Consider the following 26,301-nt stretch of genomic DNA (forward strand, 5'->3'; position numbering starts at 1 on the left):
ATTTCTTGGAAAAAGTATTATTTTTCGGAGACCCAGGTATTGATGACTCATTTGCCATTATGTATGGTTTACTGCATCCCGAAATTGAAATTGTCGGTATTGTAACCGGATACGGAAATGTTGAGCATATACATGCTGCACATAATGCAGCGTATATTTTACAGTTAGCAAATAGACAAGACATTCCTGTCATTAGTGGTGCAACAAAACCACTTACAGAAGAAATCACTACGTACTATCCTGAAATTCACGGAGCAGAAGGATTAGGGCCCATCCATGTTCCAGAAAATATATTATCTATTCCAATATATAATTTCGGCAGTATTGCTGCGATTCTTATAAAGTACGGAAAAGATTTAACGATTGTTGATGTAGGAAGATCTACCTCGTTAGCAATTGCTTTTAATTTATGGAGTGACTTAATGCTGAATGTAAAAGGAATCTATTTCATGGGTGGTGTCTTTTTAGAAGTAGGAAACGTTACGCCATTAGCGGAGGCAAACGTGTATGGAGATCCTATAGCAAGTAAAATTGTTTTCCATCAAGCAAAGAATTTATTAATATTCCCTTTAAATGTAACAAACAAAGCTGTGTTAACACCAAATGTATTTAACTATATTCAAGCTAATACAAAGAATCCATTTCATATGATAATGAAACCCATGTATGATTACTATCTATCCGCATACCAAAAGCTTAATCCATCTATCGAAGGACCTTTGCTACATGATGTGGTTGCAATAAGTGGATTAGTAAATCCAAGTTTTTTTGAATTTGTGCATCGTACAGTAAATGTAGATACATACGGAGATACGAAAGGACAAACATTTGCTGATTTTCGCCCTAGCTCTATATCTGATGGAGCACATATAGCACTAGAAATAGATGAACAAAAATTCATTCAAGATTTTATAAAAATCATGTTATAAGTTGCTGTCGAAAAAGGGAATTATTTCACTACGTTGAATATAAACATACATCCTCTATATAAGGGAGCTTACAATATTGAATGTCCAGTTAAAGGTTGTTACGAGAGAAAATTGGGAAGAGGCATTAAAGCTACAAGTTAAAGGAAATCAGTTGAAATTTGTTCCATCCGTAGCAGTTTCGCTTGCTAAAGTATATATAAAACCAGATGGTGACAATGTAGAGTACATACCATTCGCTATATACGATGGTGACCTTATGGTTGGTTTTGTTATGCATGCTGTTGTAATAGAGACATCGGATATGTATTGGATTAACGGATTTATTATTGATCAATCGCAGCAAGGTAATGGTTATGGAAAAGCAGCATTACAAGAAAGTATTGATATAATAAAAAATACTTTTAAATCGTGTAAAGAAATAAGATTAACCGTACATAAAGATAATATCTCTGCAAAGAAATTATATGAACGATATGGTTTCATATCATTAGGGCAGGAGTATGATGGTGAGCAAGTATATCGTTTATTTGTTTAACTATTAGGAAGTAAAGGTGTGAAATGAACACTTCAATTTACTGAAGCGAAAATTGAAGTGTTCATTCCTAAAGAATATATTGAAACATTAAGGGATGAATTAAATAAAATTGGAGCATGTAAAACGGGCGAATATGACCATTGTCTTTCCTATAGTTCAGTGAAAGGATATTGGAGACCTTTAGAAGAGGCATCTCCTTTTAATGGAGAAATTGGTCAAATATGCGAAGGACAAGAATGTAAAGTTGAAATAAAGTGTAAACGAGAACTTGTAAAAGATGCTCTTGAAGTTATTAATGATATTCATCCGTATGAAACACCTATGATTTATATTATACCAATACTAAATGACTATTTTGAGAAACTATACATTAAATAACTAGGAGGAATATCAATTGAAAAGTAAATTTCATCATATTGTACGAGCAGTCATGATAAAAGATGAAAAATTATTAGTTGCTGAATATATCGGCCATCATTATTTTTTACCTGGTGGCCATGTTGAAATTGGAGAATCAGCAGAGAATGCATTAAAAAGAGAGTTAAGAGAAGAACTTGGAGTAAACTGTAGTATACAACAATTTTTAGGCGTCATAGAAAATCAATGGCAAGATAAAGAAGTTCTTCATCATGAAATTAACCACATTTTTGAAGTAGAGTCACAAGATTTACATACGGATTTAACACCGAAATCTAGCGAGTCTCATTTAGCATTTCACTGGATAGCTTATAATAAAGAAGCCTTAAATCATTATGAAATCATGCCAATGCCTTTAGTAAAGGAATTACTAGAAAGTAAGTTAAATGATGAACTCCTAAATTGTTGGATTAGTAATTTTTAAATCACTTTATTTATAGTAAATACGTCCATCGAATGAATATAAAGAAAATAGGCTAAAAAACAAGGTACATCACCTAGTGTAAGTTCATATTTTGTTGATGTACGCATTTAGTCTATAGTCTTGTTTCTACTTTGTTTACAAGAATTTATTAACTTTAATATTTGGACGGAATTTACATTTATAAATGGAGGGGTTCGTAATGAATCAGTTTCAACATGAACTACAAACATTAAACCTTAATGATTATCAAACTGGTAATGTTGTGTATTGGGATCAACACCAAAGTCAATATCCATACTACTACATTCAAGACGATGCACGTCGTTGCGGCGGATGCGGCGGTTGTGGTGGACGCTGTGGTGGTTGTGGCGGCGGTAGATGTGGTGGTTGTGGTGGACGTTGCGTAGGTTGCGCTGGCTGTTTTAGTTGCTTTAATTGCTGGAACTGGTGGATTATTTAAGTATAGAAAATCCAAGTTATTTTATATGAAAGAAAGGTGTAAAAACTATTTTGCACTTTTCTTTCATGCTGTAATTTTGATGTGTATTAAGGGGGATTTATTTGTATACATATGATAAGTTGATTTCTTGGGTAGAGGATATAAAAGAAAAAAATCATAGTTCTGCTACAGCACTTTGTATTATAAAAGATAATAAAATCATACTAGAGCATTATAGTGGTTATCACTCAAATACATCTACAAGCAAGAAAGTAACAGCATCTTCACAATTTAACGTTGCTTCTGCTAGAAAAAGTTATTTAGGATTAATGATAGCGTATGCGCTTTACGAGGGGAAAATAAAGTCTATCGATGATGAAGCGATAAAATATTTTAAAGACTTTGATCCTGTATTGCTTGGTAAAACGACGATAAGACATTTAGTAACACATTCGCACGGATTAGAAGAAACGAATGACAGGACAATTTTTCGTGAATTTGAACCGGGACAATCATGGGCGTATAGAGATGTTAATGTAAGAATGATGACACGTCTTATTTATCAGCTATATAACAAAAGTTTTCCTGAATTGTTAAAGGAGCGTGTGTTTAAACCTGCTAATTTTCAAGAAACAGGTTGGAGAGTTCAGCGAGATGAAAATTTAGTTGACGTTGTTAATAATCCAAATGAAGACGCAATTAGTGAAATTGGTACGGTAGATGACGGTACTGAAAAAAATTTATTTGTCTCAGCTAGAGAATTTGCGCAGTGGGGTAATCTTCATTTAAATCAAGGTATGATAGATGATAAACAAATTGTTCCAAAAGAAGTTATAAAAATCGCTACGAGTTTGCAGAGCCCAACATTTATAAACAAAGAGCTACCACAAAATGGGGTGTTTTGGTTCATCCAAAATGAACCTGCACAATTAAGCGAACTTGGTGAACGTATTCCAAAAGGGTCGTATCAAATATTAGGGATTACTGGACCGACTATTTTAGTAATACCTGAATATAATGTAGTTGTTGCAAAAATGTATAATAAAAGATATAACTACGGTGGTGATAATTACTTATATTATTTACGTGAATTTAGTAATTTAGTCGCTGATACATTTAGTAACGGTAATAGGGCATAATTACTCCTATAACAAAAAGGAGTGATTGAAAATGAAAGATAAAGTGAACAAAAATAAAAAGCAAAATATAAAAGATGTAAATACAGAGCAAAATGCAATTTATAGCGATCCTAAAGATGCAGCTAATATGCAAACTGTACCGCAGCCGAAAGATTTTGATGAAATCGAATATTAATTTTTCATCCGACTATATGATGAATGAAAAATACGTCTTAAGTCTCATAACATTTAAGAAATTATTTGATAACATATATACATAAGCATTTGAAAATGTCTTATCTTAACAAAGCTTTCTTTAGAAACATCTGATATTACCTGCAAAAGACACTTCTTTATGAAGTGTCTTTTTGTGTATATGAACTTAATTACCATTTTCCGTACAGTATCTTGCAATTTATGATGGATATACTAACTGTGAAAATTCATGTCAAGATAAAAGAAGGGGACAGTTAGTATGAAACAAACTTCTATAAATCCGTTACTAATTGTTCTAGGTACAATCATTGTTCAAATTGGCCTTGGAACAATTTATACATGGAGTTTATTTAATCAACCCCTTGTAAGTAAGTTTGGATGGAATCTTAATTCAGTAGCGATAACTTTCTCCATAACTAGTTTTTCTTTATCATTCTCAACTTTATTTGCAGCCAAGTTGCAGAAAAAATTAGGACTTCGAAAACTTATTGCTACTGCAGGAATTGTTTTAGGACTCGGCTTAATACTTAGTTCACAAGTTTCTTCCTTACCACTATTATATTTATTAGCTGGTGTCGTTGTTGGTTATGCGGATGGAACAGCTTATATTACATCACTATCTAATTTAATTAAATGGTTTCCAAATCGGAAAGGGCTTATTTCAGGTATATCTGTATCAGCGTATGGAATGGGCAGCTTAATCTTTAGATATATAAACGGAAATCTTATCGATAACCTTGGTGTATCACAAGCATTCTTATATTGGGGTATTATCGTGTTACTTTTAGTGTTAATCGGATCGTTCTTCTTACGTGAGGCAATTGTAAGTAATGCTGTAACTGAAACATTACACAATGACTATACTCCGCGTGAAATGATGCGAACGAAACAAGTATATCTGCTATTTTTTATGTTATTCACCTCGTGTATGGGTGGTTTGTATTTAATCAGTATGGTAAAAGATATCGGCGTACAACTTGTTGGACTTAGCGCAGCAACCGCTGCAAACGCCGTTGCTATGATTGCAATCTTTAATACAGTAGGTAGAATCATTCTTGGGACGTTATCAGATAAAATCGGGCGAATCAAAATTGTCTCTGCAACGTTTATTATTATAGGATTGTCAGTCTTTACTTTAAGTTTTATTCCGCTAAATTACGGAATCTATTTTGCTTGTGTAGCAAGTGTCGCCTTTTGTTTCGGCGGTAATATAACTATATTCCCAGCTATTGTCGGAGATTTCTTTGGATTAAAAAACCATAGTACAAATTATGGGATTGTCTACCAAGGTTTCGGATTTGGTGCGCTTGCAGGATCATTCATTGGAGCGATACTTGGAGGATTTCAACCAACTTTCATTATAATTGGTGTTTTAAGTTTTATTTCCTTCATTATTTCAATATTAATCCGTCCACCAACTGCAGAGAAGACAAAGGAACTAAAACATCTACATCGGAAAGTGGCGTAATACTAAAAAGAGTCCTAATATAGGGCTCTTTTTAGTACAAAACATTTTTTGTGTAGAGAGAATAGAGTTATTTAATTTAAAATGAAATGAGTAGCAGATACTTAGAATATTCATATTGTTTTACGAAGGAACTAACATGTTGCTAAAAACATTTAGAAAATTACAGTTAACCAACTTTGTGATGGAACGTGCACTTCATTCATAGACCATTATTTTCTTATAAGTTTACAATGAAAGTAGTTGGCTTTTATTGATTACAACCATAATTTCTTCTGTTGTGGCATTCGCTACAACAAATATTGATGACATTTTTATACTACTTGTTTTATTTTCACAAGTAAGAACAGAAGTAATTAGGAAAGAAGGAAGAGCTGTCCGCGAAAAAGCTACGAGAAAAAAACTTTATATTGTTATTGGACAATATTTAGGATTTAGTATGATTATTTTTCTAAGTATCATTGGGTCTTTAAGCTCTTTTTTCATTCCTGTTTCGTGGATTGGGTTATTAGGATTAGTGCCAATTTATATGGGGGTTAAAGGACTATTGTCACTTCGTTCTTATAAGAGTAATGAAGTTATCGATAACGTTACTGTTTCATTATTTAAAGTAGCTTCAATTACATTAGCTAATGGAGCTGACAATATTTCGATTTATATACCAATGTTTGCTAGTCAAACTCTTGAAACAAATATCGTTACATTAGTTATCTTTTTTTCCATGATAGCGATATGGTGTTTTATTAGCTACAAATTGATAAAAGCTCCTATACTAGCTAAAGTACTTGAGGAAAACTGTCATATTATTGTTCCAATTGTTCTAATTGGTTTAGGAATGTTCATTCTTTTTCGTAGTGGTACAATTGGACTATTCTCCTAAGGTGTTGAAATAACGGAAGTTTTCATAAAAAAGAATTGAACAATTTTAATATTTTTTGAGCAATTATATTCATTGAGATTAATTAGATTCTACACAACGTATATAAGTCTTATTACAGATGAAATGTAGTAGGGCTTTTTTTATTTTAGTGAAATGAAACAATTGTATTAGTCATCTACGACTATTATTTAGACAGGAGATTAGAATTATGAAGTTGAATAGCTATCGAAAAGGAGTGTGACACTTAAAATGAAAATAGTACAGCAGTGGGTACAAGAAGATAGTGATTACATAAGAGAGAGTGTGATTGAATACAATCAAAAATATCTTGCAGATGAAGAAAAAACCCCTTCAGAGAAGGTTAGTTTCATAGTAAGAAATGAAAAAGAAGAAATAGTAGGTGGGGTAACAGCAATAACTTTTTGGCACCATGTCCACGTTGACTTTCTATGGGTTTCTGAAGAATATAGGCATGAAGGTTACGGAAGCAAGTTAATAAAGCTTATTGAAGAATTTGCAATTGAAAAAGGGTGTAGGTTAATTAATTTAGATACTTTTAGTTTCCAAGCTCCTGATTTTTATAAGAAACATGGATATAAAGTAATTGGAGTAAGTGAAGATCATCCGAAAGGACACAATCGATACTATTTAGAAAAAAGGTTATAAAGTATATAGAATTCAAAAATGAATCAATTAGAGCATAAAGAGCGTACATTGAATAATCAATGCACGCTCTGTTTTATTTTGTAATGAAGGACTATCGATTAATTAACTTTGCTAAGAGCAGATAAATGAAATACTCAATTAACTTTTTTATATTTTAAAACGAATAAATGGTAGAATGTAACAAAGATAGAAAATTCCCATTATTAGAGGTGGACTTAGATGAAAAAAGTAAATGTTACATATGCACTTTTATACGATAAAACAAACGAAAAGATCTTAATGGTAAAAAACAAAGGGGAAAATGGTTCTTATTATACATTACCAGGTGGCGCAGTTAAATTAGGAGAAACGTTAGAAGAAGCAGTAATTCGAGAAGTAAAAGAAGAAACAGGGTTACATATAAATGTAAACGGGATTTGTTCTATCAGCGAAGCCTTTTTTGAGGAAAGAGATCATCATGCAATTTTCTTTAATTTTCTAGGCGAAATAATCGGCGGGGAGACATATATATCAAGGCCAAAAGAAATCGAAGAGATTACTTGGATGGAATTACATATAGCAGCACCGTATTTACGCATACCAGAACATTTACTAGATTTATTACAAAAGAAAGAAACAGTACCTTATTTTTTTAACGGAACAATCGTTCATCAATCTTCATAAAAATATTATCTCATGTAAGGCGGGGAAAACATGGAGTTTATCGTTAATCACAAACAATTCACTCAAGCACTTTCAGAAGTAAGTAAAGCAATATCAACAAAATCTTTAATTCCTATATTATCTGGTATAAAAATAACTGCAGATCAATCTGGAATTACTTTAATCGCAAGTAACTCGAATATTTTTATCGAAAAATTCATTCCTGTTTCAATTGAAGACGAAAAGATTGCAACTATTTTAAAGGCAGGAACTATTGTTGTACCTGCAAAGTATTTCATTGAAATAATAAAGAAAATGCCAAGTGATATAGCAATAAAAAGTAAGAATGAGCAATTAATTACGATACAATCAGAAGAAATCACATTAAGTTTAAATGGATTTCCTGCAGATGAGTTTCCGAATGTACCGCTTATAGACAACCATGCAGAAATCAAAGTAGAGACAGAGCAATTGATTGAAGTATTTAAACAAACAGTCTTTGCGGTAGCGAAAAATGAATCTAGACCTGTTCTTACTGGGGTGCATATAGAGTTATCTAATAATAAGTTAATTTGTGCTGCAACTGACTCACATAGACTAGCGATACGTGAAACATTGCTTTCCTCAGATGTAAAAGCAAATTGTATTGTACCAAGCGCAACCATTAGTGAACTTCTAAAATTAATGAACAGCAATTCGGAATTCGTATATATCTACCTTTCAGAGAGTCATATTATATTTACGTTTGGAACAACTACATTATATTCAAGACTAATTGAAGGGAAATATCCTAATATTTCTAACCTTATTCCAAATGACTTTAAAACGATTATTAACATAGATAGAAAAAAGATATTACAAGGTGTAGACCGATCAAGTTTATTAGCAAGTGAATGGGCCAATAACAATGTTAACTTAGAAATCATAAACGAATCTACAATTAAAATTTCTTCAAACGCTTCTCAAATTGGGCAAATATCCGAAACGCAACAAATAGATGCGATTCAAGGTGAAAAACAATTAAATATATCTTTCGATGGGCGTTTTATGGTTGATGCTTTAAGAGCAATAAAAGAAGAAACGATTACTTTAAGCTTTGGCGGTTCTATGAGACCGATATTGATTGAAGCAGGAGAGCAATCTGCAGCAGTACATCTTATATCACCAGTAAGAGCTTATTAGGGATAGAGGAAGGGATTACATTATGTACAAGCAGACTTTTGTTTTATGAAATCATAAATTAATACATTATAAGAAGGATGTATTAGTAAAGCAAACAGTTTACTAAATCCTACATAATATAATTCAATCATAGACAAAGCAGCAATGGTAATCTGAAATACAAAGCAAAATAATAATAACCTAAATATAAAAGCATAGATTAATCGATATGGGGTGAGTACGATGAAGAAAGTAATTGTTTTACTCATTGGTATAGTTTTAATTATTTTTGCTTTTTATCAATACAACAAAAAAGACTATGCAGCTAAAAGTACTAACTTGTATGTAGAAGACTTTAAAGGGGCAAATGATTCAATAAAAATACAATCTGCTATTAATAAAGCAGCGTCTAGTAAAATAAAAACCGTATTGCTTGATGATAAAAAGTATAAAATCACGTCACCAATCACTGTTAAAAAAGGTGTGAAATTATTATTTGGTTATGGATCACAATTTGTGGTTGAGGGAAACTTTAGAGTTCTAGAACTAGAGAAAAACGCATCCATTGAAGGAGCGTATATAGCTATTGACGATCCTAAATTTAACTCTGAAGTTATTTATTTAGACGGTAAAAATAAATATTATAACACTTGGAACAAAACACAAATAAAAGATATAAATATTATTAATTGGACGGAAACGAATAAAGGTACCGGAATTTCTTTATACTCTGCTGGAAAAGAAAATGAAATTTCGTTTGTTAACTTCGAAAACATTAAAATTGTAGGAATGGAAACCGGACTAAAATTAGTAGCAAAAAAACCGAGCACCGGACAAGCTTGGATAAATGCCAATCGTTTTATGAACTTTTCTTTAGAAGACTGTGTAAATATGATTTATATGGATAGTCAAGTAACTACGCCAAATGAAATTAGTGGGAATCAATTTACAAATCTTCAAATACAGCCTTCAAATAAAACAAAAAGCATTATACAGGTAAGTGGTCAGCATAATGAATTTCATGGGATGGTGTGGGATTTAAATAAAATAAAACATGAAAACGAACTCATTGAACTGACTGATAAGAGTATGAATACAGTGGTTGAAATGTCCAGTGTACCAGCAAATAGAGTTTTAGATAGTGGGAAATCCAATATTGTGAAATAAGTTTAAATACAGAAAAAAGAGCGAATTCTTTATAAGAGAATTCGCTCTTTTTATATTTTAAAATTAAATTTCCTTCCACCAAGCTGACGAAGGATAATTTGTAGATTTCAACGTAATAGATTCGCCAATTTGAGGCGTTGTAATTTTAACACCTAAACGGTTGGCTTCTTTCGTAACACGTTCTATCGGGTCACTCCATTCGTGTAATGCTAACGTAAAAGCACCCCAGTGAATTGGAAGAAGTAATCCTCCTTTAACATCAATATGAGCTTGTACAGTTTCTTCAGGCAACATATGAATAGCAGACCACCTCGAATCATATTGCCCGCATTCCATTAATGTAAGATCGAATGGACCGTATTTATCACCAATTTCCTTAAAGTGAGGGGCATAACCGCTATCACCACTAAAGAAAATTTTAGTCTCTTGACCAAGAATAAGCCATGAACACCATAATGAACGATCTCTATCTGTCATACCACGTCCCGAGAAATGCTTTGCAGGCGCACATACTAACTTAATATTATCAAACGTAATTTCTTCCCACCAATTATGCTCACTAATTTTACTAGGCGAAACACCCCATTTAATAAGATATTGTGCAACTCCAGTTGGAACATAAAAGTGCTTTGCGCGATCTTTTAATTGCATAATACTTTTGTAATTCAAATGATCATAGTGATTATGAGAAATGATAATCGCATCAATTTCTTGAAGGTCATCACGTTCTAAAGAAAAAGCGCCACTATAGCGTTTACTATTAAACAAAGGAAATGGGGAAGAGGCATCTCCAAACATAGGGTCTAATAACAGTTTTTTACCTTCTATTTTCAAAAGAGAAGCAGAATGGCCAAACCATGTAACACTCTCTAACGGTTCATTATCTTTATTTGATAAAACGATAGGCAAACCCTTTATAGGACGCAGATTTGATTTTATTTTAAAGTAATCCGTCATTAAACTTATAATATCTTTCGGTTTAAAACTCATATCAGTATGAATTTGATTTGTATATTTCTTATTCATTCGTTCTCCTTTTTACGATTAACAATTTACGCATGTTGTTATTGTAGCTATTTGTAGTTTAAACTATATTATTTTACCTTTCATCTAAAATGCCTTGTATTTCATAAATCCGTCAAATTCATTATTTGTATCTATAAAGTACAAATCGCATAGCAGCAGCTAAGACAAATATTAAGTACATGTAAATTGTTTTTATTTAGTAAATTCCTTCTTATACGCAACAAAGAACATATGTTTCGTTGTATGTTATAGAAGAAAATATGTCTCTAATAAAAGAAAGGAAGGAGAGGATGTAAGTGCACATAGAGCGAAAAAAGAAATCAAAATGTAAACTATCAAAATCTGAAATCATGCATTTGTATACTGAAGGGAAGAGCACCTCAGAAATCGCTATGCTTGCTAATGTGTCTGCAAGGTATATTCGTATGGTTTTATCAGACAATAACGTACCAAGGCGCGCTATAGGGAGTTGGAAGAGAAAGTATGACATAACAGAAGATTATTTTAAAACGTGGTCAAATAACATGGCTTATATTTTAGGGTTTATAGCGGCAGATGGTGTTATACAGAAAGAAAATCAATGTGTCAGTATATCTCAAAAAGAAAGTTATATTTTAGAAGATATAAAAAAAGAACTAAAAACAAACCAGCCACTTTATCAAAACAAAAAAACAGGCGTATATATGCTAAATATTAATAGCAAAACAATAAAAGACGACCTTATGAACATACACGGAATTATGCCATGTAAATCATTTAACATTGAATTTCCTATAGTACAAGAAGAATATTTACATCATTTTGTTCGTGGATATTTTGATGGGGATGGTTACGTCAAGTATGAAACTTATACAGTTAATTTCGTAGGTGGATCATATAACTTTATGAATTCTTCACATCAAATTCTTCAAAATCGCAATTTACGAGCCGATTTACTAAATCAAAACAAACATTATCGCGTTATTTTAGCTGGAAGAAAATCAATACAACTATTTTCAAATTGGATTTATAAAGACAAAGATATTTATTTGCATAGAAAATATGAAGTGTTTCAGAAAGAAAGTCTGAGTTTAGATCAATTACAAGATCGAAAATTAAAACAAACTCAAACTGCCGTTAAACAAAGAAAACAAAATTTCCTTGAAGAATATATGAAAAATAAATGTAATACTACAACTTGTTCAAATTTAGAAATAAGCGAATCGGCTTTCAAACGTTGGCTAAAAAATGATAATCAATTTAAAAGAGATTATGAAAAGATTAATTTAACAATGTCCACTAGCGATAACTAAATATAAAATCTTAAAAAACCTTAGAATAGGTATGAAGATAGCTATTCTAAGGTTTTTTATTTTTAAATCATAAAGGATTCTTAATTTTATTGATTGAATATAGTAAATACATAGATTTTACAATTGTCTTGATAAAAAAGGAGAGATACACCTTGCAAAAGAAATTTATCAATCCAGAAACGATGCCACCAACTTTTGGATATTCACATGTAGTGGAAGTTAGTAACGCTAAACGAACAATTTACATATCTGGACAAGTAGCGATTAACACTGATGGTCAAATAGTTGGCATTGGTGATTTAGCTACACAAACGCGACAAGTTTTCGAAAATATTAAAAGTGCATTAGAAACTTCGGAATTAAGATTTAATGATGTAGTAAAATTAACATTTTTCCTAACAGATATTTCTCAAATGGCCACTGTTAGAGATATACGAGATCAATACATTGATACTAAAAATCCACCAGCAAGTTCAGCTGTAGAAGTTAGAAAGTTAATTAACGATAACTTTTTAATTGAAATCGAAGCAATTGCTGTAGCAAACTAATTTTAAAAACTTATTATGAATCATATCCATGCAATTCGGTTAATGCGTTCAGTTAAAACGAATTGCATTTTTTATTGTCTTAAATATAATTTATATCTGGAGACATTTTCATCAACAACTTATAAAACAAACAACTAAACAATCCATCACACAGAATGATTAAAAAGAACGAGGGGAGGCTAATCACAAAATAAACTTACATATAATAAGTTTATTATTTAAAGTTAGTTAACATAATATATATTATAGGCAGTTATAGAAACAAAGTAATATCAGGTATCAAAACCCAAGTAAACTATACTTAATGAGACGAAACAGAGATTTTTAGTGAGAGTCACATGAAATCTTATCTAAACAAATTTCTTCAGTTTTTATCGTTTTTATTTGTTATAAATTCATCACAGCAAATCTTAATCAATAATCGCTTAAGATTTAACGAATTAAAAACATTTTTGATTGGCAAGAAATTTTTATACAGAAAAATTATTTCTATACAAAATATAAATTAGTAATTTTATTTTATGTTTTACTTAATGAATTTATTGCTATTTGCACATGTTTTACAACTTTACATTATTTGTTGTTATTTCTGTTATTTAGACTTGACTTTCATTACAATCATTGTTTTTTTATCCTAGTTAACATAACGCTTATTTTTAACATAAAAAAATCCTCCTCACCTTCAGGAAGATTTTTTGTTTGCTATTATTTTATTTATATCTTCTAGTAACAATCCCAATTGTAAATGACATTGGAAAAATCTAGATTTAACAAATCTTCCTTACGTATAAAGAAATTAGCAACCCCAGAATCGCCCCACATAATATTTAATGAATCGTCTGTATCGATTTGCAGCAATAATATGTCATGTTGCTGGTATTTTTCTTCCCATTCTCTCGGATCTGTCTGTGTGAAAAATGGATATCCACCAATTTTATGTCCTTGATCTTTACATAAATCATCATACAGTTCGCCTAATTCTGTATTATTTTCTTCATCAACAATTTCTTCCCAATCAATGTTATCACTTAAAATCATTTCAAATCGATAATCTCTTGGTGTTACTGGTTGATATGCCAACTCAAACTTTAGTTTTGCTGCTTCGGGTATGATAAAATTCTCTAAATCTAAAGTGTTTAAATAACTAAAATCAGAAATCACCTTAGTTAAATCCGCTGTGATTGTAGAATGATAAACAATTCGAAAGTCTTTTTGGCTTGTGGGATGATCAAAATCTGCTCCAAAAAGATCTTCTTCAGCACTTATGAAAAACTGTAACATTCCATGTTGAGGCATATGTTCAATGTTTGGTATTTCTTCAAGGTTTAACTGCGCAAGTAGCATCATAGGTTGTCCGTTTGAGTCTTTAGGATGCTCTTGATCTATAGGTAAATACGGATATCCACCAAACTTACTTTCAAAAAGCGTTGTCTCTGCTTGCGTTCCAGACACTTTAACATACGGTTTCACACTTTCTTCTAAAATACTACGATACTGTTCTAGTTCTTTCGGAATTTGAAGTTGATACGTATTCTTCACTACATTTGCCTCCCTTTAGTAATGAATTGAAAATGCCTAACTTAATTATATAGCAAGCGATAGCTTAATTGAAAATCGTTAAAAATCCATTTTCACCCTCATTTTTTGCGCGCTTGGTGGACAAAGTAAATTATGTTCTAAAACCTTTTTATTAATAGTTCGAATTAAGTCCGCTGCTTCTGCAGTATTTGTATTTTCTTTTAGTTTTTCTTTTAAATCATCAATTTCTTTTGAAAGCTCAATCCACCTAGGTAAAACATGATTATTTGCTAAAGTTCTATAAAGTTGCTTTTCAGGATTGTAAGAAAGATCTTTATCAAGATTAAGAGGTTTCCCTTTACCAGGTAAATTATCAAAAGCTCCTTTCTGTTCTGCTTGTTTAACGATAGAACTAATATGATCCTCATACGTATAAGACCAAACTTTCTCATCTTTTACTAAAATCTCTTGTTTTTTTAGTTTTTTATCTAGTTCTTCTTGATTCATAGATTCTCTCTCCTTTTTATTTTCTAATGTCGTTTTTGTAAATTCTAATGCCCTTAATCCATCGAATAGCTTTTCTCGCCACCATACGCTATCATGTCCGCCTTGAAACTCTTCGTAAGTGGTTTGGCGTTTCATTTCTTCTAAAGCTTTATATAGCCGTCTATTAGCCGTTAAAAGAGGTTCGTTTTCGAGTTCACCTACTGCTATGTAAGAATGTAGATGAGTCGCATTAGAATATATTAATGAAATTTGATTTTCAATCCAAGGAATTGTATTTTCATAATTATCCTTTTTCCAATGTACGGATCCAGACAGTGACAACACATTTCCGAAAATATGTGGATTTTGAAGTGCTGCATAAAAAGCTGCTAAGCCACCAAGACTGAAACCAGCAATTGTTGTATGATTCTTTTCTTGATAAACGTGATACTTAGCTTGAATCCACGGAAGTAATTCCTTCGTTAAAAATGCATTCATTTTATCGTTATAAGTTAGCTCTTCTAATCGATCGACAGGATCTATAGCAACAGCAATACACAATGGGATTTCTTTTTCGTAAATTAAATAATTAAGTGTTTTTGTGATTGAAAGGTCATTAATGAATGAATTCCCATCAAATACAATGAGAAGTTCTTGAAGATGTGAAGTGTGAGAATAATCATGAGGCGTATAAATATGAATTTTGCGTGTGTTATTTAAAATCGAACTATAAAAAGAATATGTTTCAATCTTTCCGGATGGATAATCATTTGAAGGAAAACGACTGCTATATTGCACCTCCATTCCTATGTTTAACACAGACGCTTTATTGGTACCTTCTCCAAATGTATTTCGATTAAATTGGTCTATTTCGTACTGTTCACTACGCTTTATCCAATCATTTTCGAAAACATCGTTTACTGAAAAATAGTACGTTGAAATAAAACTCTTATCCGTCCTAAACGTTACATACCAAATATCTGTCTGTAACAATCGTTGTAATTGATTTACAGACAAATCCCAACCAGGAAAACTACCGAATACATAAACGTTTTCAGTGTTTTGATCCCCTAACCATATATACGTTATAAGCTTATACTGATTATCTGCAGGGCATTGTTCTATTAGTGGCGTGTGATTTGACTTTATTTCATGCAAAAAAGTATAAAGAGCTTTTTTGTTTCCATTCTTTAATTGATTTTTAAGCTTCTCTAACTAAGGACTGATTATTGTAGTCACCTCTCTTCCTCCTTTGTAGTATTCTATATGTAGTTTTTTTCATTAGAATCCCTATATAAAAGTAGTCGTAAGTTATTTGTTTAGCGAAGTTATTTATTAGAAAAGTAATCAATTGCCTGAATAGAAAGTTCTAATGATTTTATTCTTCTTTCTAAAAGCGTTCTTTGAGGACTCCCAAGCTTTGACTTAACGTAAATCTTTTCAATTGATGGAAGCAAACCAATTAGAACATTACGAGCTTCTGCTAAATCTTCCTGAGTATAATGATGAGTTTCTTGCTTCCAAACACTTTCTAACATAGCTAAGCCGATACTAGCTGCTTTGAGTCTTTTTTTCACTAAAGTAGTATTTGATCCTTTTTGAGTCATCTGTGATAAGGCATTTTCAAGTTTACTAATTGTTGACTGTAAAGATTTTATTGATTCTACTTTATCTATATTTGATACGTTTTTCATGTTAATGTTATCCCTTCTATGTTGCTAACTTGTTTTGTTTAATGTTTAATGAAATCCTTAAAAGCTTGATTTCACTCGAAATATTTTAACATAAATAACTAACTGTATTCGAGTTGGACAATAACTTAAAGTAAAACAGCTATTCCTCTCTCCTCCCCTGCATCATTCTATTCTATGTACTTCTTTCTTCTCATTAGAATTCCTATATAAACTAGTTGTTAATATTGAATGTTTTATGAACAAAAAAACGTACAAGTAATGTAACCTGTACGTTTTCGCTTTTATTCAGTAAGGTAATAAAGTAATAGCTTTCTGGTCTTCTCATAACTTATGAAATCTCTATACAAAATGGGATAATTCACAATTTCTGTTTCTAGAAAACGATATTGCGGAAACCACTCGAAAAACGATTTTCTTAACCACTTTATTTGTTGAAACGTAATGTTCTGTTCGTTTCCATTTAGTACAGAATTTAAAGTAGCTGCTGTATGCATCCAATAATGATTAAAATCAGCGTTTATACAGTCATCTTCGGTAAATTTACTTTTTAAATCTCGCTGCAATTTTGCTGTAGCACGATAAGGAAACGGTTTATGAAGTGGACTATGCATTTTCTGCAATTCCTTAAAAATAATTCGTTTTCCTAACTTCAACTTTCCACCCCTTTATTTCTCTATCCAATTTAATAAGTTTTCATAATGATATTGAGCATCGATATACCCAAGATTATATAGATTAACGAGCTTTTCCTTATTTCTTTCTATTCCGCTTATAGGAAGCTGTACACTTGGTTGAATTACATAAAAATTATCTTTTTGTTCTTCTCGATTCATATAAGATATCGTCTCATTATAAAAACGATAATGGTCTACTAAATTCTCTGCGATTTTCGGATATTTTCTATATAAAATTTTAGCCAGGCCTGAAAATTTATTTCGCTGCTTCTCATATCCTTCTGGCTTTGTCATAATGACAACGTTCTTTTCATAACCATCCTTTTGGGCTTTCAAAACTGGTATAGGGTCTATAATCCCTCCATCTAATAATTTTCGATTATTATATTCTACAGCAGGTGCTATAAACGGCACAGAGCTAGATGCACGAATGATTTTTAAAATATCATTTCCGTGTTCTGCTTTATTATAATAAATGGCTTGTCCTGATTCGCAATCAGTCGTCCCTATAACAAACTGTTCATTACAGTTTAAGAAAGTTTGAAAATCAAATGGTACAATTTTATTAGGTACTTCATCAAATAAAAAATCCATTCCGAATAATTCACGTTTTCGAATTAAGTTTCGATAAGATATATACCTGTAATCTGATACTAGCTCTGTATTTACTTTCTTATTTCTACCTTTTTGACGTGACAAATAGGTTGCTCCCATACAGGCTCCAGCTGATACGCCGACTACATACGGAAAGAATAAGTTCTTTTCCATGAAATATTCGAGTACACCTGCAGTATATAAACCTTTCATTCCTCCACCCTCTAATACTAAACCAATATTCTTCATGCTATATCCCTCTGCTTCTTTTTTCTTAATTTCATATTAGCATAAGATTTTAAGATGAGGTTTTATAAACTAATTACAACAATAACCAGAAACTACTAAAGTAATGTCATAATATCTTTGTGAGTAACATGTTACAATATAAGTAATTCATTCCACATATATTAAAGGAGGAATTTAATATGGGTTTATTTAGCGGTATTTTAGGAAATGCATCAAATACGAGTTCTGAAAGTGTAGAACGTGATTTAGAGAAGATTATGCTAGACGATGAAAAAGTAGAGCATGCTTATAAATTAATTCGTGATCTAATCGTATTTACAAATCGTCGTCTTATTTTAGTAGATAAACAAGGAGTAACTGGCAAAAAAACAGAATACCATTCTATTCCTTATAAAAGTATTACACAATATAGCATCGAAACGGCTGGGCATTTTGATTTAGATGCAGAACTTAAAATTTGGGTGTCTAGTATGGAGGATCCAATTACGAAAGAATTTAAAGGTGACGATAGTATTTTAAGCATTCAAAAAGCGTTAGTAACCTTTACGACCAAGTAGTGGTTTTTTGTATTTTTATTCATTTTTAAAATTACTAACCCGAGTATTTTGGAAGAACATACATTATTTTTGTATATTTAATCTAAAATAACATAAAAAGGTAAAGCGTATTTTATATGCTTTACCTTTCTTTTTTGTAATAAATAAGTGTAGTTTCATCATTTAATTTCTTTATAACTTCTGTTCTTTTATACTCCATCTTTTCATACAAAAAACAATTTTTCTCTTCTTCTAAAATAGTAGCAAGTTCCCAGCTCGTTGCTTCAGGAAACATTTCCTCAATTAATGTAAGTACCTTTTGGGCAATTCCTTTTCCTTGATAACTCGGGTGAATAAACATTGGACTGATCCAAAATTTAGAGGGTGTTTCTTTTTGTGAAATGCATATCGCTCCAACAAGATTCATTGCCACTATTATTTTATAGAAGCCACCGTCTACATGATTTATTCTACAAATAGTTTTTTCGATAGTTTCATTTGCTGGATTTGTTTCATAGTCTTTATATTTATGTAATAAAGGGCTAAATGAGTCTATTTGCATTTGAAATATAACTTCTGCATCACTTTCTGTCGCCTTCTCTAATGTAATTACCAATTAAGTCGCTTTCTTAACGAGGTAATATGAGCGGTATGATGACGACCATGCCATGCGTATAGTCCTATTGCAACAGCAAGTTTTGTTTCACCAGTTTCAGGATGGTTAAATGTCTTTTCTAAATCTTCAATTTCTAGAGAATATAAAAGGTTAACCCATCTTTTATGTAATGAATCTAGCATTACTAGTGAAACATCTACCGGTAATTTTGAATCGGGTAACTCTGCCCACTTCTCTTCTTTATACGGTTTAATAGTTGGATTCTTTTCTGTCAGTGCTAATTTAAAGCGTATGTAGCTATTCATATGGCTATCAACAACGTGATGAACAACTTGACGGACAGTCCACCCTCCAACGCGATATGGTGTATCTAACTGCTTCTGATCTAAATCTTTAATTGCCTTTGTTAGTTCATGAGGTAAATCTTCAATTTCTTGAATCCATGTATCAATCATTTCTTCAGTTATAGGACGTTTGTATGTAAATTGGCCAATTGGATAACGTAAATCATTCATGAATAAGTCCTCCTTATTATAAGCGCGAAGTATTTCTCCAAATATAGTGTACAAACTTCACATGTTCTCCATTTAATTCTACAGATGTTATATCTGATTCGTTTTGATAAGAAGAAAATCTGCTTTTTTCTAGTACAATTTGTGATGCGAGATTATTAGTAGTTGTTTTAGCATGAACTTCAGTAATTTCATTATTTTTCGCTACATCTAAAATTAATTTTACGGCTGCTGTAGCAACTCCTTTTTTAGTAAATTTTTCTCCGACCCGATACCCTAGAGAACTAATTCGAGTTTCCGTATCTATATCTACTAAATTAATTCGCCCTACAATTTCTTTTTCTTCATTACGAATTAAATAAAAATAAGAATCTCCATCTGCTTGTTCTATTAATAAATCGTCTAGTAGTTTTTGGAAATATTCAAATTCAAAATATTTTGAGCCACGATTTGGTACCATTGTTTCAAAAAAAGATTTATTCGTAAGTTCAAACGTAAATAAATCCTTAGCATCTTGTTTCTTTAGTTGCTCTATGTATATTTCCATCCCGTATTCTCCTTCTAGATTTACTAACTGTTATACATTCTTTTTTAATCAATTATATTCCTGCTATTACTTTCGATTAAGTAATACAGATAGTAGCACTTTCGGATGAAAAAGATGAAATGGACTACGAATTAAATTCATCACTCGTACTAACCGAATATAAACATCAGAATTACTTGCGGATAGTCGATATATTTGTTTCGTATACCATAGCTGAAATTTTTGTTTTGTAGTTAATTCTCTCTTTAGTTGCGGATGACGTGATATTTCCGTTGTTGTCATATCCCATGGGGTTTCTATTATATTAGCTGCCTTTTTATAAAATTGTTGTGTAAATGTTTTATCAAGTTGTTTTCTACCTTGCAGAAGTAATTGCAACTGGTGAGCCTCCATAGCAGCAACTGATACACCTTGGCCGAAAACGGGATCAAAACGACATTGCGCATCTCCAACAACTAATAAGCCTTCTGGTACATTATTCACTAAATCAAATCGCCGGCGTACTTGATAGGGAATTTTGTATGTCTTTATATCAGTAATTCCCTCAGCCTTGTTTAGGAAGTCTGTAACATTAGAAATTGATAGGTTTTCAGCAAAATCATAAAACTCATCATCTGTTTGTGGTGCTTTCTCGTTTGCGTATCCACTGAAAGTAACAAAATAACGATTATCTTCTATCGTTTGAATAAGAACGCCATAAGGGTTATCAGGGAAACTCGGAGACATTAGCACATTGCAACAGTCTAATTTCTCATTTTCTTTAAGTTTGAACATTTTCGTTGCGTAAAATAAATCAATACGAACTTTCTCTTCTTGTACTTCAATTTCGTATTCTCGTAACCACTCTATACTTTTTGAGCCAAATCCACTCGCATCAACTACAAGGTCTGCATGAACTTCTTCTTGTATGTCTGTCTCTAAATATTTAACTTTTACTCCACACACTTTGTTAAGCTTTTCATCTACCAATAACCCTTTAACCAATGTTTCATATTTAATAGTAATATTTGAAATCTGATGTATTCGTTTTTGAATATGCCATTCTAGTAAAGGACGACTTTGTTGAATCATATGTACTTCCCCTATGAACGGTTGTTTCCATAGACCGAATTGATGCCATTTCAAATCACGTGTAAAGTTGTTTATAATACTACCCGCTTCTATTAATTCATTCGTAATAGTAGGAAACAATTCTTCAATTGCTTTTTCTCCACCTTTTAATAACACGTGAGGATGATTACTTTGTGGAACTCTTTTTCTTGAAGCTTTTCCATCCCATTTTTCACCGACTTCTAAAATGATTACTTCTTTAAAAAAAGTTGATAATGCTTTTGCTGCAAACTTTCCTGCCATACTTCCACCAATAACGATAGCCTTATTAAACATATTTTCCCCCTTAATAAAAAGAGATCCTGCCTTGTATGAATGAAACAGGATCTTAAACTAATTAACTTCTTTATCATTATACTTAAAATACATCAGTAAATTGCAAAGTTAAAATTAAAATACCTAATCCCCATACGTAATACGCGAATACTTTTAAGGAGTGACGTTTTAAATATTGAATCATCCATGAAACGGCTATGTATCCAAAAAACGCTGCTGATAACGTTCCGACAATTAAAGATGTACTAGAAATAGATTCTGCTTTCCCTTGAAAAACGTCTACAAATTGCAAAATGATAGCTCCAACAATGGCTGGTGTCGAAAGTAAAAAAGAAAAGTAAGCAGCAGTTTCACGGTCTAATTTTCTCCATAATGCAGCGACAATTGTCATTCCAGAACGAGAAATGGCTGGAAAAATAGCAGCCGCTTGAAATGACCCGATAATTAGTGCGTCTTTATATGTTATGTCATCCATTTTTTTACGACCATTTTTTTGTTTATCTGCCATGTAGAGAAAGAATCCAGTCACTAAAAACTCCCAACCGATCGTGATTCCTGTTTTTGAAATATCTTCAAAGAAGTCTTTAAACAATAAACCAATAACAACTGCAGGTATCGTCCCAACAATAAGTAATAACATGAGCTTTGAAAATGGGTTTTTAATTAAATATATAAATTCTTTTTTGTAATAAATAAGCACTGCAAGTAAAGTCCCAATATGCAACATCGTATCTAAAAATAAGCCTGCTTCATCTAATTGAAATAAATGCCTTCCTAAATAAAGATGTCCGGTACTACTGATTGGTAAAAATTCTGTTAAACCTTGAATTATACCTAATATGAAAGCTTCTAACCAATTCATGATGGTCTCCTTTCTCTTTTGCTTGTACCAATATATGAGGGTTAAATTTTCGATATGAAAAAAACTATATTTCTCTATGAATTTACTTTTCTTTTATGGATATATATGTAAAGAGAATTAAGGAGGGTTATTATGTGGAAGCACACAAAATTCGGTAATGTATTACTTTGGATGGGCCCTATCCTTGTATTTTTAGGACTATGTATGACAAATGTTATTTCAGATATTCCTTTCTTTGAGGGAAAACATAAAACGCTTGGTATTGTACTTATATTTATAGGGATATTCTGTTTTATTGTGGCTAATCATTTGAAAAAAGGAGAAAGATATGAAGAATAAATCTAAATAAAAAACAATCCTGGCATATTAGCTAGGATTGTTTTTTATTAATGTTGATTATTTGTAGAATACTTTATCAACGTTATATTTCGCTTTGTATTCATTAATGATATATGTTTCGTAAATTTCTCTTTCTGTTGGATCTTCTACGATACATGCATCAATGCGGTATACTTCATCACGGTGATTTTTAATTGGTGAAACATTATCTTCAAAATGCTTCTTAATACGTTGTCTAATTTTACGAGCTTTACCTACGAAAAGTAGTTCGTCATTAATATTGTACAACATAAAAATGCCGCCTTTATCTCTAGGGAACAAGTGGAAATCAATAAATCCATTAATTGGAGTAATGATTGGCTCGTCTCCTTTAATAACTTGTTTACGTTCAGTAATTGTAACATCAACTTCAGGGATACTAATTTTAATCAAGTTCATTCACGTCCTCTTTTATTATAAAGATAAATAATAGCATACATATGTAAGAAAAGCTACGTTCATAGGTATATTTCATTTTATAATTCAAATATTATAGGTGTATCATGTAAACTCTTCTTCCAAATCATATGATCACTTGATTCTCCCCAATAATCTTTCAGTACATAACTAGGCTCTCCAAACTTCTTTGTCCATATACTTTGCGCTTTTCTGTATCCACTATCTAAACAGAATTCTGTTATTCCTCTGCTAAGTAACGTAAGAAACATTGTATGTAGCAGTAAACTCCCGATACCCTTTCTTTGATACTCTGGAAGTATAAATACAGTTCCTATTTCATACAAATCCTTAAGTACACCACCTGTACAACTATTAATCAATGTACTCGCTGGACCAACTTCAATTGTTCCAATGATTTTATTGTTATTTGTATCAATTGCTAATAAAAAGTAACGTTTTTCTCCATTACTATCAAAATCTGTTTTCAAATATTGCTTTTTCATGTTAATTTCATTTTCTATGTCATCCAATAGTTGTGATAATCCTTCATTTTTGTATGTATTCGTAATAACGATACGGAAAAATAAATATAGTTCATCTACATCATTCAAATTCGGTCTTCTAACTGCAACGTTAGTCATGAATACATTCTCCAATCTTCATTATGCCATTGTCAATACAACACTTTACATAATCTATTCATCATTATTCTGCAAAAACCTGCATAAATCCAGCAATATAGAAAGCTCAGTATAAATATTAATAAAATAATTTTTATGTCCATAGTTGTATGAACAGTAGGACCAAGTACCGGAAAACGGAAAACATCGAGAACGATCATAATCCCTATAAGTAGACAAGTCGCAGAAAAGGAAACAATCCAAATTCTCCTCTTAAATTTTAAAAAGGCTAGTCCTAAGGCTAGACCTAATAAGCCTGTAGTAAAAGGAAAGATAATTAGTTCACTTGGCTCAATAATAAATAATAGAAAAATAGTAAGAATATAAGAAAGTATTCCCTCACGAATAGAATAGAAAATAGCAAAAAAAATCGGTAATGTCGAAAATGGACTAATGAGCAAACCTATACCAGGAACTAAGTTACCCGCTGCTTGAAACATGGTGGCTAATGCACTCATCAAAGCTGTAAGTACTAACTTATTCGCAAGGGACAATTTTCTTTTATGAACAAAGCTTATATCATGCTCTATCATCAGTTGATACCAATAACGTACAAACCGATTCATTAAAATCCCCCCTAAAGACACCTCATTCATTACTTTCTATATTATTCGTACACATACGGTTTATGAGTTACTTTCTGCAAGTTAATAGATGCTCATACATTGAAGATTTTTAAGGGGAGAAGTTAAGTCGTGCGTTTTGTGGACAGAATGAATTCCTTATATTATATTTTTAGACTGATAATTTGTATCGTATTAAGGGATAATTTCAAAAATGGTACCTTTATTAAAATCAGTTACTTTCATAGAACCGTAAACTCCTAAATATAATTTAGTTTGATTCAAATTTGTTCCTAAACTCATATAATAAGCTGCTTGCGTACCAAAATCATAATTGGTTTCAATAGCATGAAAGTCAGCATGTTTACCGTCTGTACCTGCTCTAGTATAGGCTAAAACACCTTTAACTGGCGGTCGAGAATCTTCTTTCTTAGCAAGGTCAGTAAACACTACGCTACCTGTTAAATTTGGAATTGCATTTCCCATATATGGCTGAACTCCTGTAAGGGAAGTTCCTCCAAACTTATCGGGTCTGGAATCTTGATGAAAATAACTAAGTAGAGGCAGAATACGCCTCGCTGAAGTTTGTATTGTTTCATCATAATAAGTCATTGTTCTTTCATCCAAAGTCTGATTTTCGGAACAATGCCGTATAAAAGAAGTAGGTAAATCCCCTTCCCATCCTCTCCAACCAAAATTGATAAACCCATCTTGATTGGGAGTGAGCCTCATAAAATGCATTTGAACAAGTTCTGTAACCGGTATAGGTTTATATTGAACAAATGAAAAAATAGACTCTACAATATCTTGTCCGACATTTCCGGCGTATTTGATATATTGATTATAAAACCTTTGAAATGAAATGCCAGTTATATTACGTACTCCTTTTGCAATTACTGTAAGTGTTTCTTGTATAGATAAAGGAAGTTCATCGAAGCGTGTAACTACAGGAGGGTTATTTATAAATGTATTTTTACTTACATCGATTTCAATTATTTTACCTGCTATTTCTAAATCATCTTGGCTTAAGTTAAATGGATCATAACCTGATCCGCCATCTCCATTTGTAAAAACAAGTTTTCCAGTCTCAGGTGAAAAGTTTAAACTATTGACTCCGTTATGATTAAAAAATGGTCTTCTTACATTCAGTAATGTTCGTCGCTTTTGAGCTTGACCATTAGGTTGTAAAGTCCATTCTTCCACAGTATCAATGTGATCATATTGCGTATTTCTATTAACCCACTTTAAATTTAATGTTTTAGGGTCACAAGGATTAGGTTTAAATTGTTCAGAAAGTGCACCTGGCCCTTGAGTTCCGGCTACTGAATAATGTAGATAAAATAACCTATTTTGATAAAATTGTGGATGGAACGCAAGTCCTAGCAATCCGCGTTCATCATAACCGCTACTAGAAACACCTTCTTCAAATGTACCTAATTTAATAATTAGGTGACGAATATCTAAAAATATCTTTATAACTCCATTCCCTATGTAAAAAATCTCTCCTAATTGGGTTGCGATAAATAGTCTTTCGGTCGATTCGCCTGGAAGTATTGTTGTTTTCAATACGGTTGGTAAATTTATATTATGAACAATGGGTCGTAAACTAACTTTAACTTTTGTCAATTAACTGTACACCCCTTTTTCTTCTTTTTATAGAAGAATATGATTAGAGTAGTTCT

The 26,301-nt window shown here is 31.8% G+C and carries 31 protein-coding genes and 1 pseudogene; 17 read left to right on the forward strand and 15 right to left on the reverse strand.

Annotation, left to right across the window (positions count from 1 at the left end):
- The first annotated feature begins 5 nt into the window (after positions 1 to 5).
- From BUA87_RS04940 to BUA87_RS04995, 13 genes are all read left to right on the forward strand, one after another.
- On the forward strand, positions 6 to 929 hold the full coding sequence (locus tag BUA87_RS04940; RefSeq protein WP_000416776.1) for a nucleoside hydrolase: 924 nt from the start codon (positions 6 to 8) through the stop codon (positions 927 to 929).
- A gap of 76 nt (positions 930 to 1,005) precedes the next feature.
- Positions 1,006 to 1,464 (forward strand): GNAT family N-acetyltransferase, encoded by a 459-nt coding sequence (locus tag BUA87_RS04945; RefSeq protein WP_001102684.1) that lies wholly within the window; start codon positions 1,006 to 1,008, stop codon positions 1,462 to 1,464.
- Positions 1,465 to 1,521: 57 nt separating this feature from the next.
- Positions 1,522 to 1,842 (forward strand): divalent cation tolerance protein CutA, encoded by a 321-nt coding sequence (gene cutA, locus BUA87_RS04950; RefSeq protein WP_000470501.1) that lies wholly within the window; start codon positions 1,522 to 1,524, stop codon positions 1,840 to 1,842.
- Between the two features lie 16 nt (positions 1,843 to 1,858).
- Positions 1,859 to 2,305, forward strand: a complete 447-nt coding sequence (locus tag BUA87_RS04955) for an NUDIX domain-containing protein (RefSeq protein ID WP_000836831.1) — start codon at positions 1,859 to 1,861, stop codon at positions 2,303 to 2,305.
- Positions 2,306 to 2,504: 199 nt separating this feature from the next.
- On the forward strand, positions 2,505 to 2,765 hold the full coding sequence (locus BUA87_RS04960; protein ID WP_001071340.1) for a heterocycloanthracin/sonorensin family bacteriocin: 261 nt from the start codon (positions 2,505 to 2,507) through the stop codon (positions 2,763 to 2,765).
- A gap of 101 nt (positions 2,766 to 2,866) precedes the next feature.
- Complete coding sequence (locus BUA87_RS04965) at positions 2,867 to 3,883, forward strand: serine hydrolase domain-containing protein (RefSeq protein WP_072938620.1); 1,017 nt, start codon at positions 2,867 to 2,869, stop codon at positions 3,881 to 3,883.
- Between the two features lie 31 nt (positions 3,884 to 3,914).
- Positions 3,915 to 4,058: a hypothetical protein gene (locus tag BUA87_RS31210; RefSeq protein ID WP_000653680.1), complete on the forward strand. Its 144-nt coding sequence runs from the start codon at positions 3,915 to 3,917 to the stop codon at positions 4,056 to 4,058.
- Positions 4,059 to 4,337: 279 nt separating this feature from the next.
- Positions 4,338 to 5,546 (forward strand): L-lactate MFS transporter, encoded by a 1,209-nt coding sequence (locus BUA87_RS04970; protein ID WP_072938623.1) that lies wholly within the window; start codon positions 4,338 to 4,340, stop codon positions 5,544 to 5,546.
- Positions 5,547 to 5,796: 250 nt separating this feature from the next.
- Positions 5,797 to 6,423 carry a cadmium resistance transporter gene (locus tag BUA87_RS04975; RefSeq protein WP_000633410.1) on the forward strand — a complete coding sequence of 209 codons (627 nt, stop codon included), beginning with the start codon at positions 5,797 to 5,799 and terminating at the stop codon, positions 6,421 to 6,423.
- Positions 6,424 to 6,672: 249 nt separating this feature from the next.
- Entirely contained in the window at positions 6,673 to 7,089 is a 417-nt protein-coding gene (locus BUA87_RS04980; RefSeq protein ID WP_072938626.1) for a GNAT family N-acetyltransferase, read from the forward strand.
- 219 nt (positions 7,090 to 7,308) lie between these two features.
- Positions 7,309 to 7,752 carry an NUDIX hydrolase gene (locus tag BUA87_RS04985; RefSeq protein WP_000757628.1) on the forward strand — a complete coding sequence of 148 codons (444 nt, stop codon included), beginning with the start codon at positions 7,309 to 7,311 and terminating at the stop codon, positions 7,750 to 7,752.
- A 30-nt stretch (positions 7,753 to 7,782) separates the two neighbouring features.
- Entirely contained in the window at positions 7,783 to 8,913 is a 1,131-nt protein-coding gene (dnaN, locus tag BUA87_RS04990; RefSeq protein ID WP_072938628.1) for a DNA polymerase III subunit beta, read from the forward strand.
- Between the two features lie 222 nt (positions 8,914 to 9,135).
- The gene (locus BUA87_RS04995) at positions 9,136 to 10,059 is read left to right on the forward strand and encodes a hypothetical protein (RefSeq protein WP_053564299.1); all 924 of its coding nucleotides are present in this window, start codon (positions 9,136 to 9,138) and stop codon (positions 10,057 to 10,059) included.
- Positions 10,060 to 10,122: 63 nt separating this feature from the next.
- On the opposite strand, the gene BUA87_RS05000 is transcribed toward BUA87_RS04995, so the two are convergent.
- The gene (locus BUA87_RS05000) at positions 10,123 to 11,085 is read right to left on the reverse strand and encodes an MBL fold metallo-hydrolase (protein ID WP_072938630.1); all 963 of its coding nucleotides are present in this window, start codon (positions 11,083 to 11,085) and stop codon (positions 10,123 to 10,125) included.
- A 296-nt stretch (positions 11,086 to 11,381) separates the two neighbouring features.
- Here BUA87_RS05000 and BUA87_RS05005 point away from each other — a divergent pair, with 296 nt between their 5' ends.
- Positions 11,382 to 12,377, forward strand: coding sequence for an LAGLIDADG family homing endonuclease (locus tag BUA87_RS05005; protein WP_072938632.1), 996 nt, complete (start codon positions 11,382 to 11,384; stop codon positions 12,375 to 12,377).
- A gap of 152 nt (positions 12,378 to 12,529) precedes the next feature.
- On the forward strand, positions 12,530 to 12,925 hold the full coding sequence (locus BUA87_RS05010) for a RidA family protein (protein WP_001169707.1): 396 nt from the start codon (positions 12,530 to 12,532) through the stop codon (positions 12,923 to 12,925).
- Between the two features lie 723 nt (positions 12,926 to 13,648).
- On the opposite strand, the gene BUA87_RS05015 is transcribed toward BUA87_RS05010, so the two are convergent.
- The 5 genes and pseudogenes from BUA87_RS05015 to BUA87_RS05035 all read right to left on the reverse strand — a co-directional run bounded on the left by BUA87_RS05015 (position 13,649) and on the right by BUA87_RS05035 (position 18,140).
- Positions 13,649 to 14,464 carry a YwqG family protein gene (locus tag BUA87_RS05015; RefSeq protein WP_072938634.1) on the reverse strand — a complete coding sequence of 272 codons (816 nt, stop codon included), beginning with the start codon at positions 14,462 to 14,464 and terminating at the stop codon, positions 13,649 to 13,651.
- A gap of 78 nt (positions 14,465 to 14,542) precedes the next feature.
- Positions 14,543 to 16,168 (reverse strand): annotated as a pseudogene (locus BUA87_RS05020) (DnaJ family domain-containing protein).
- A gap of 89 nt (positions 16,169 to 16,257) precedes the next feature.
- Complete coding sequence (locus BUA87_RS05025) at positions 16,258 to 16,623, reverse strand: hypothetical protein (protein WP_000800305.1); 366 nt, start codon at positions 16,621 to 16,623, stop codon at positions 16,258 to 16,260.
- Positions 16,624 to 16,904: 281 nt separating this feature from the next.
- Positions 16,905 to 17,276, reverse strand: a complete 372-nt coding sequence (locus BUA87_RS05030) for a YxiJ-like family protein (protein WP_000765936.1) — start codon at positions 17,274 to 17,276, stop codon at positions 16,905 to 16,907.
- A 12-nt stretch (positions 17,277 to 17,288) separates the two neighbouring features.
- Positions 17,289 to 18,140, reverse strand: coding sequence for a patatin-like phospholipase family protein (locus BUA87_RS05035; protein WP_016122609.1), 852 nt, complete (start codon positions 18,138 to 18,140; stop codon positions 17,289 to 17,291).
- 179 nt (positions 18,141 to 18,319) lie between these two features.
- Here BUA87_RS05035 and BUA87_RS05040 point away from each other — a divergent pair, with 179 nt between their 5' ends.
- Positions 18,320 to 18,697, forward strand: coding sequence for a PH domain-containing protein (locus BUA87_RS05040; RefSeq protein ID WP_000522472.1), 378 nt, complete (start codon positions 18,320 to 18,322; stop codon positions 18,695 to 18,697).
- Positions 18,698 to 18,818: 121 nt separating this feature from the next.
- Here the strand turns inward: BUA87_RS05040 and BUA87_RS05045 are convergent, their stop codons facing one another.
- The 5 genes from BUA87_RS05045 to BUA87_RS05065 form a co-directional block, all read right to left on the reverse strand.
- Entirely contained in the window at positions 18,819 to 19,292 is a 474-nt protein-coding gene (locus BUA87_RS05045) for a GNAT family N-acetyltransferase (protein WP_065228931.1), read from the reverse strand.
- Positions 19,286 to 19,807: a YfiT family bacillithiol transferase gene (locus BUA87_RS05050; protein WP_000999062.1), complete on the reverse strand. Its 522-nt coding sequence runs from the start codon at positions 19,805 to 19,807 to the stop codon at positions 19,286 to 19,288. The genes BUA87_RS05045 and BUA87_RS05050 overlap by 7 nt, the downstream gene beginning before the upstream one ends.
- A 16-nt stretch (positions 19,808 to 19,823) precedes the next feature.
- The gene (locus BUA87_RS05055; RefSeq protein WP_016512718.1) at positions 19,824 to 20,351 is read right to left on the reverse strand and encodes a GNAT family N-acetyltransferase; all 528 of its coding nucleotides are present in this window, start codon (positions 20,349 to 20,351) and stop codon (positions 19,824 to 19,826) included.
- Positions 20,352 to 20,417: 66 nt separating this feature from the next.
- Positions 20,418 to 21,737 (reverse strand): FAD-dependent monooxygenase, encoded by a 1,320-nt coding sequence (locus BUA87_RS05060; RefSeq protein WP_000482039.1) that lies wholly within the window; start codon positions 21,735 to 21,737, stop codon positions 20,418 to 20,420.
- 82 nt (positions 21,738 to 21,819) lie between these two features.
- Positions 21,820 to 22,599, reverse strand: coding sequence for an undecaprenyl-diphosphate phosphatase (locus tag BUA87_RS05065; RefSeq protein WP_072938636.1), 780 nt, complete (start codon positions 22,597 to 22,599; stop codon positions 21,820 to 21,822).
- Between the two features lie 132 nt (positions 22,600 to 22,731).
- Here BUA87_RS05065 and BUA87_RS05070 point away from each other — a divergent pair, with 132 nt between their 5' ends.
- Entirely contained in the window at positions 22,732 to 22,938 is a 207-nt protein-coding gene (locus BUA87_RS05070; protein ID WP_000265470.1) for a hypothetical protein, read from the forward strand.
- A gap of 57 nt (positions 22,939 to 22,995) precedes the next feature.
- Here the strand turns inward: BUA87_RS05070 and BUA87_RS05075 are convergent, their stop codons facing one another.
- The 4 genes from BUA87_RS05075 to BUA87_RS05090 form a co-directional block, all read right to left on the reverse strand.
- Entirely contained in the window at positions 22,996 to 23,376 is a 381-nt protein-coding gene (locus tag BUA87_RS05075) for a nucleotide excision repair endonuclease (protein ID WP_072938639.1), read from the reverse strand.
- A gap of 77 nt (positions 23,377 to 23,453) precedes the next feature.
- Entirely contained in the window at positions 23,454 to 24,017 is a 564-nt protein-coding gene (locus BUA87_RS05080) for a GNAT family N-acetyltransferase (protein WP_000185959.1), read from the reverse strand.
- Positions 24,018 to 24,049: 32 nt separating this feature from the next.
- Positions 24,050 to 24,622, reverse strand: a complete 573-nt coding sequence (locus tag BUA87_RS05085) for a hypothetical protein (protein ID WP_001079228.1) — start codon at positions 24,620 to 24,622, stop codon at positions 24,050 to 24,052.
- Between the two features lie 192 nt (positions 24,623 to 24,814).
- Positions 24,815 to 26,245: a PQQ-dependent sugar dehydrogenase gene (locus BUA87_RS05090; RefSeq protein WP_000169996.1), complete on the reverse strand. Its 1,431-nt coding sequence runs from the start codon at positions 26,243 to 26,245 to the stop codon at positions 24,815 to 24,817.
- Positions 26,246 to 26,301: the final 56 nt, after the last annotated feature.

It is taken from the genome of Bacillus sp. bc15 (assembly GCF_900142585.1).
Taxonomy (GTDB): domain Bacteria; phylum Bacillota; class Bacilli; order Bacillales; family Bacillaceae_G; genus Bacillus_A; species Bacillus_A cereus.

Coding starts and splice junctions, on each gene's coding strand:
- BUA87_RS04985 (WP_000757628.1), top strand. CDS start 7,309: ATGAAAAAAGTAAATGTTACATATGCACTTTTATACGATAAAACAAAC.
- BUA87_RS04980 (WP_072938626.1), top strand. CDS start 6,673: ATGAAAATAGTACAGCAGTGGGTACAAGAAGATAGTGATTACATAAGA.
- BUA87_RS04970 (WP_072938623.1), top strand. CDS start 4,338: ATGAAACAAACTTCTATAAATCCGTTACTAATTGTTCTAGGTACAATC.
- BUA87_RS04995 (WP_053564299.1), top strand. CDS start 9,136: ATGAAGAAAGTAATTGTTTTACTCATTGGTATAGTTTTAATTATTTTT.
- BUA87_RS05080 (WP_000185959.1), bottom strand. CDS start 24,017: ATGACTAACGTTGCAGTTAGAAGACCGAATTTGAATGATGTAGATGAA.
- dnaN (WP_072938628.1), top strand. CDS start 7,783: ATGGAGTTTATCGTTAATCACAAACAATTCACTCAAGCACTTTCAGAA.
- BUA87_RS05085 (WP_001079228.1), bottom strand. CDS start 24,622: ATGAATCGGTTTGTACGTTATTGGTATCAACTGATGATAGAGCATGAT.
- BUA87_RS05055 (WP_016512718.1), bottom strand. CDS start 20,351: ATGGAAATATACATAGAGCAACTAAAGAAACAAGATGCTAAGGATTTA.
- BUA87_RS05075 (WP_072938639.1), bottom strand. CDS start 23,376: ATGAACTTGATTAAAATTAGTATCCCTGAAGTTGATGTTACAATTACT.
- BUA87_RS05065 (WP_072938636.1), bottom strand. CDS start 22,599: ATGAATTGGTTAGAAGCTTTCATATTAGGTATAATTCAAGGTTTAACA.
- BUA87_RS05035 (WP_016122609.1), bottom strand. CDS start 18,140: ATGAAGAATATTGGTTTAGTATTAGAGGGTGGAGGAATGAAAGGTTTA.
- BUA87_RS05070 (WP_000265470.1), top strand. CDS start 22,732: ATGTGGAAGCACACAAAATTCGGTAATGTATTACTTTGGATGGGCCCT.
- BUA87_RS05060 (WP_000482039.1), bottom strand. CDS start 21,737: ATGTTTAATAAGGCTATCGTTATTGGTGGAAGTATGGCAGGAAAGTTT.
- BUA87_RS31210 (WP_000653680.1), top strand. CDS start 3,915: ATGAAAGATAAAGTGAACAAAAATAAAAAGCAAAATATAAAAGATGTA.
- BUA87_RS05025 (WP_000800305.1), bottom strand. CDS start 16,623: ATGAAAAACGTATCAAATATAGATAAAGTAGAATCAATAAAATCTTTA.
- BUA87_RS05050 (WP_000999062.1), bottom strand. CDS start 19,807: ATGAATGATTTACGTTATCCAATTGGCCAATTTACATACAAACGTCCT.
- BUA87_RS04960 (WP_001071340.1), top strand. CDS start 2,505: ATGAATCAGTTTCAACATGAACTACAAACATTAAACCTTAATGATTAT.
- BUA87_RS05040 (WP_000522472.1), top strand. CDS start 18,320: ATGGGTTTATTTAGCGGTATTTTAGGAAATGCATCAAATACGAGTTCT.
- BUA87_RS05000 (WP_072938630.1), bottom strand. CDS start 11,085: ATGAATAAGAAATATACAAATCAAATTCATACTGATATGAGTTTTAAA.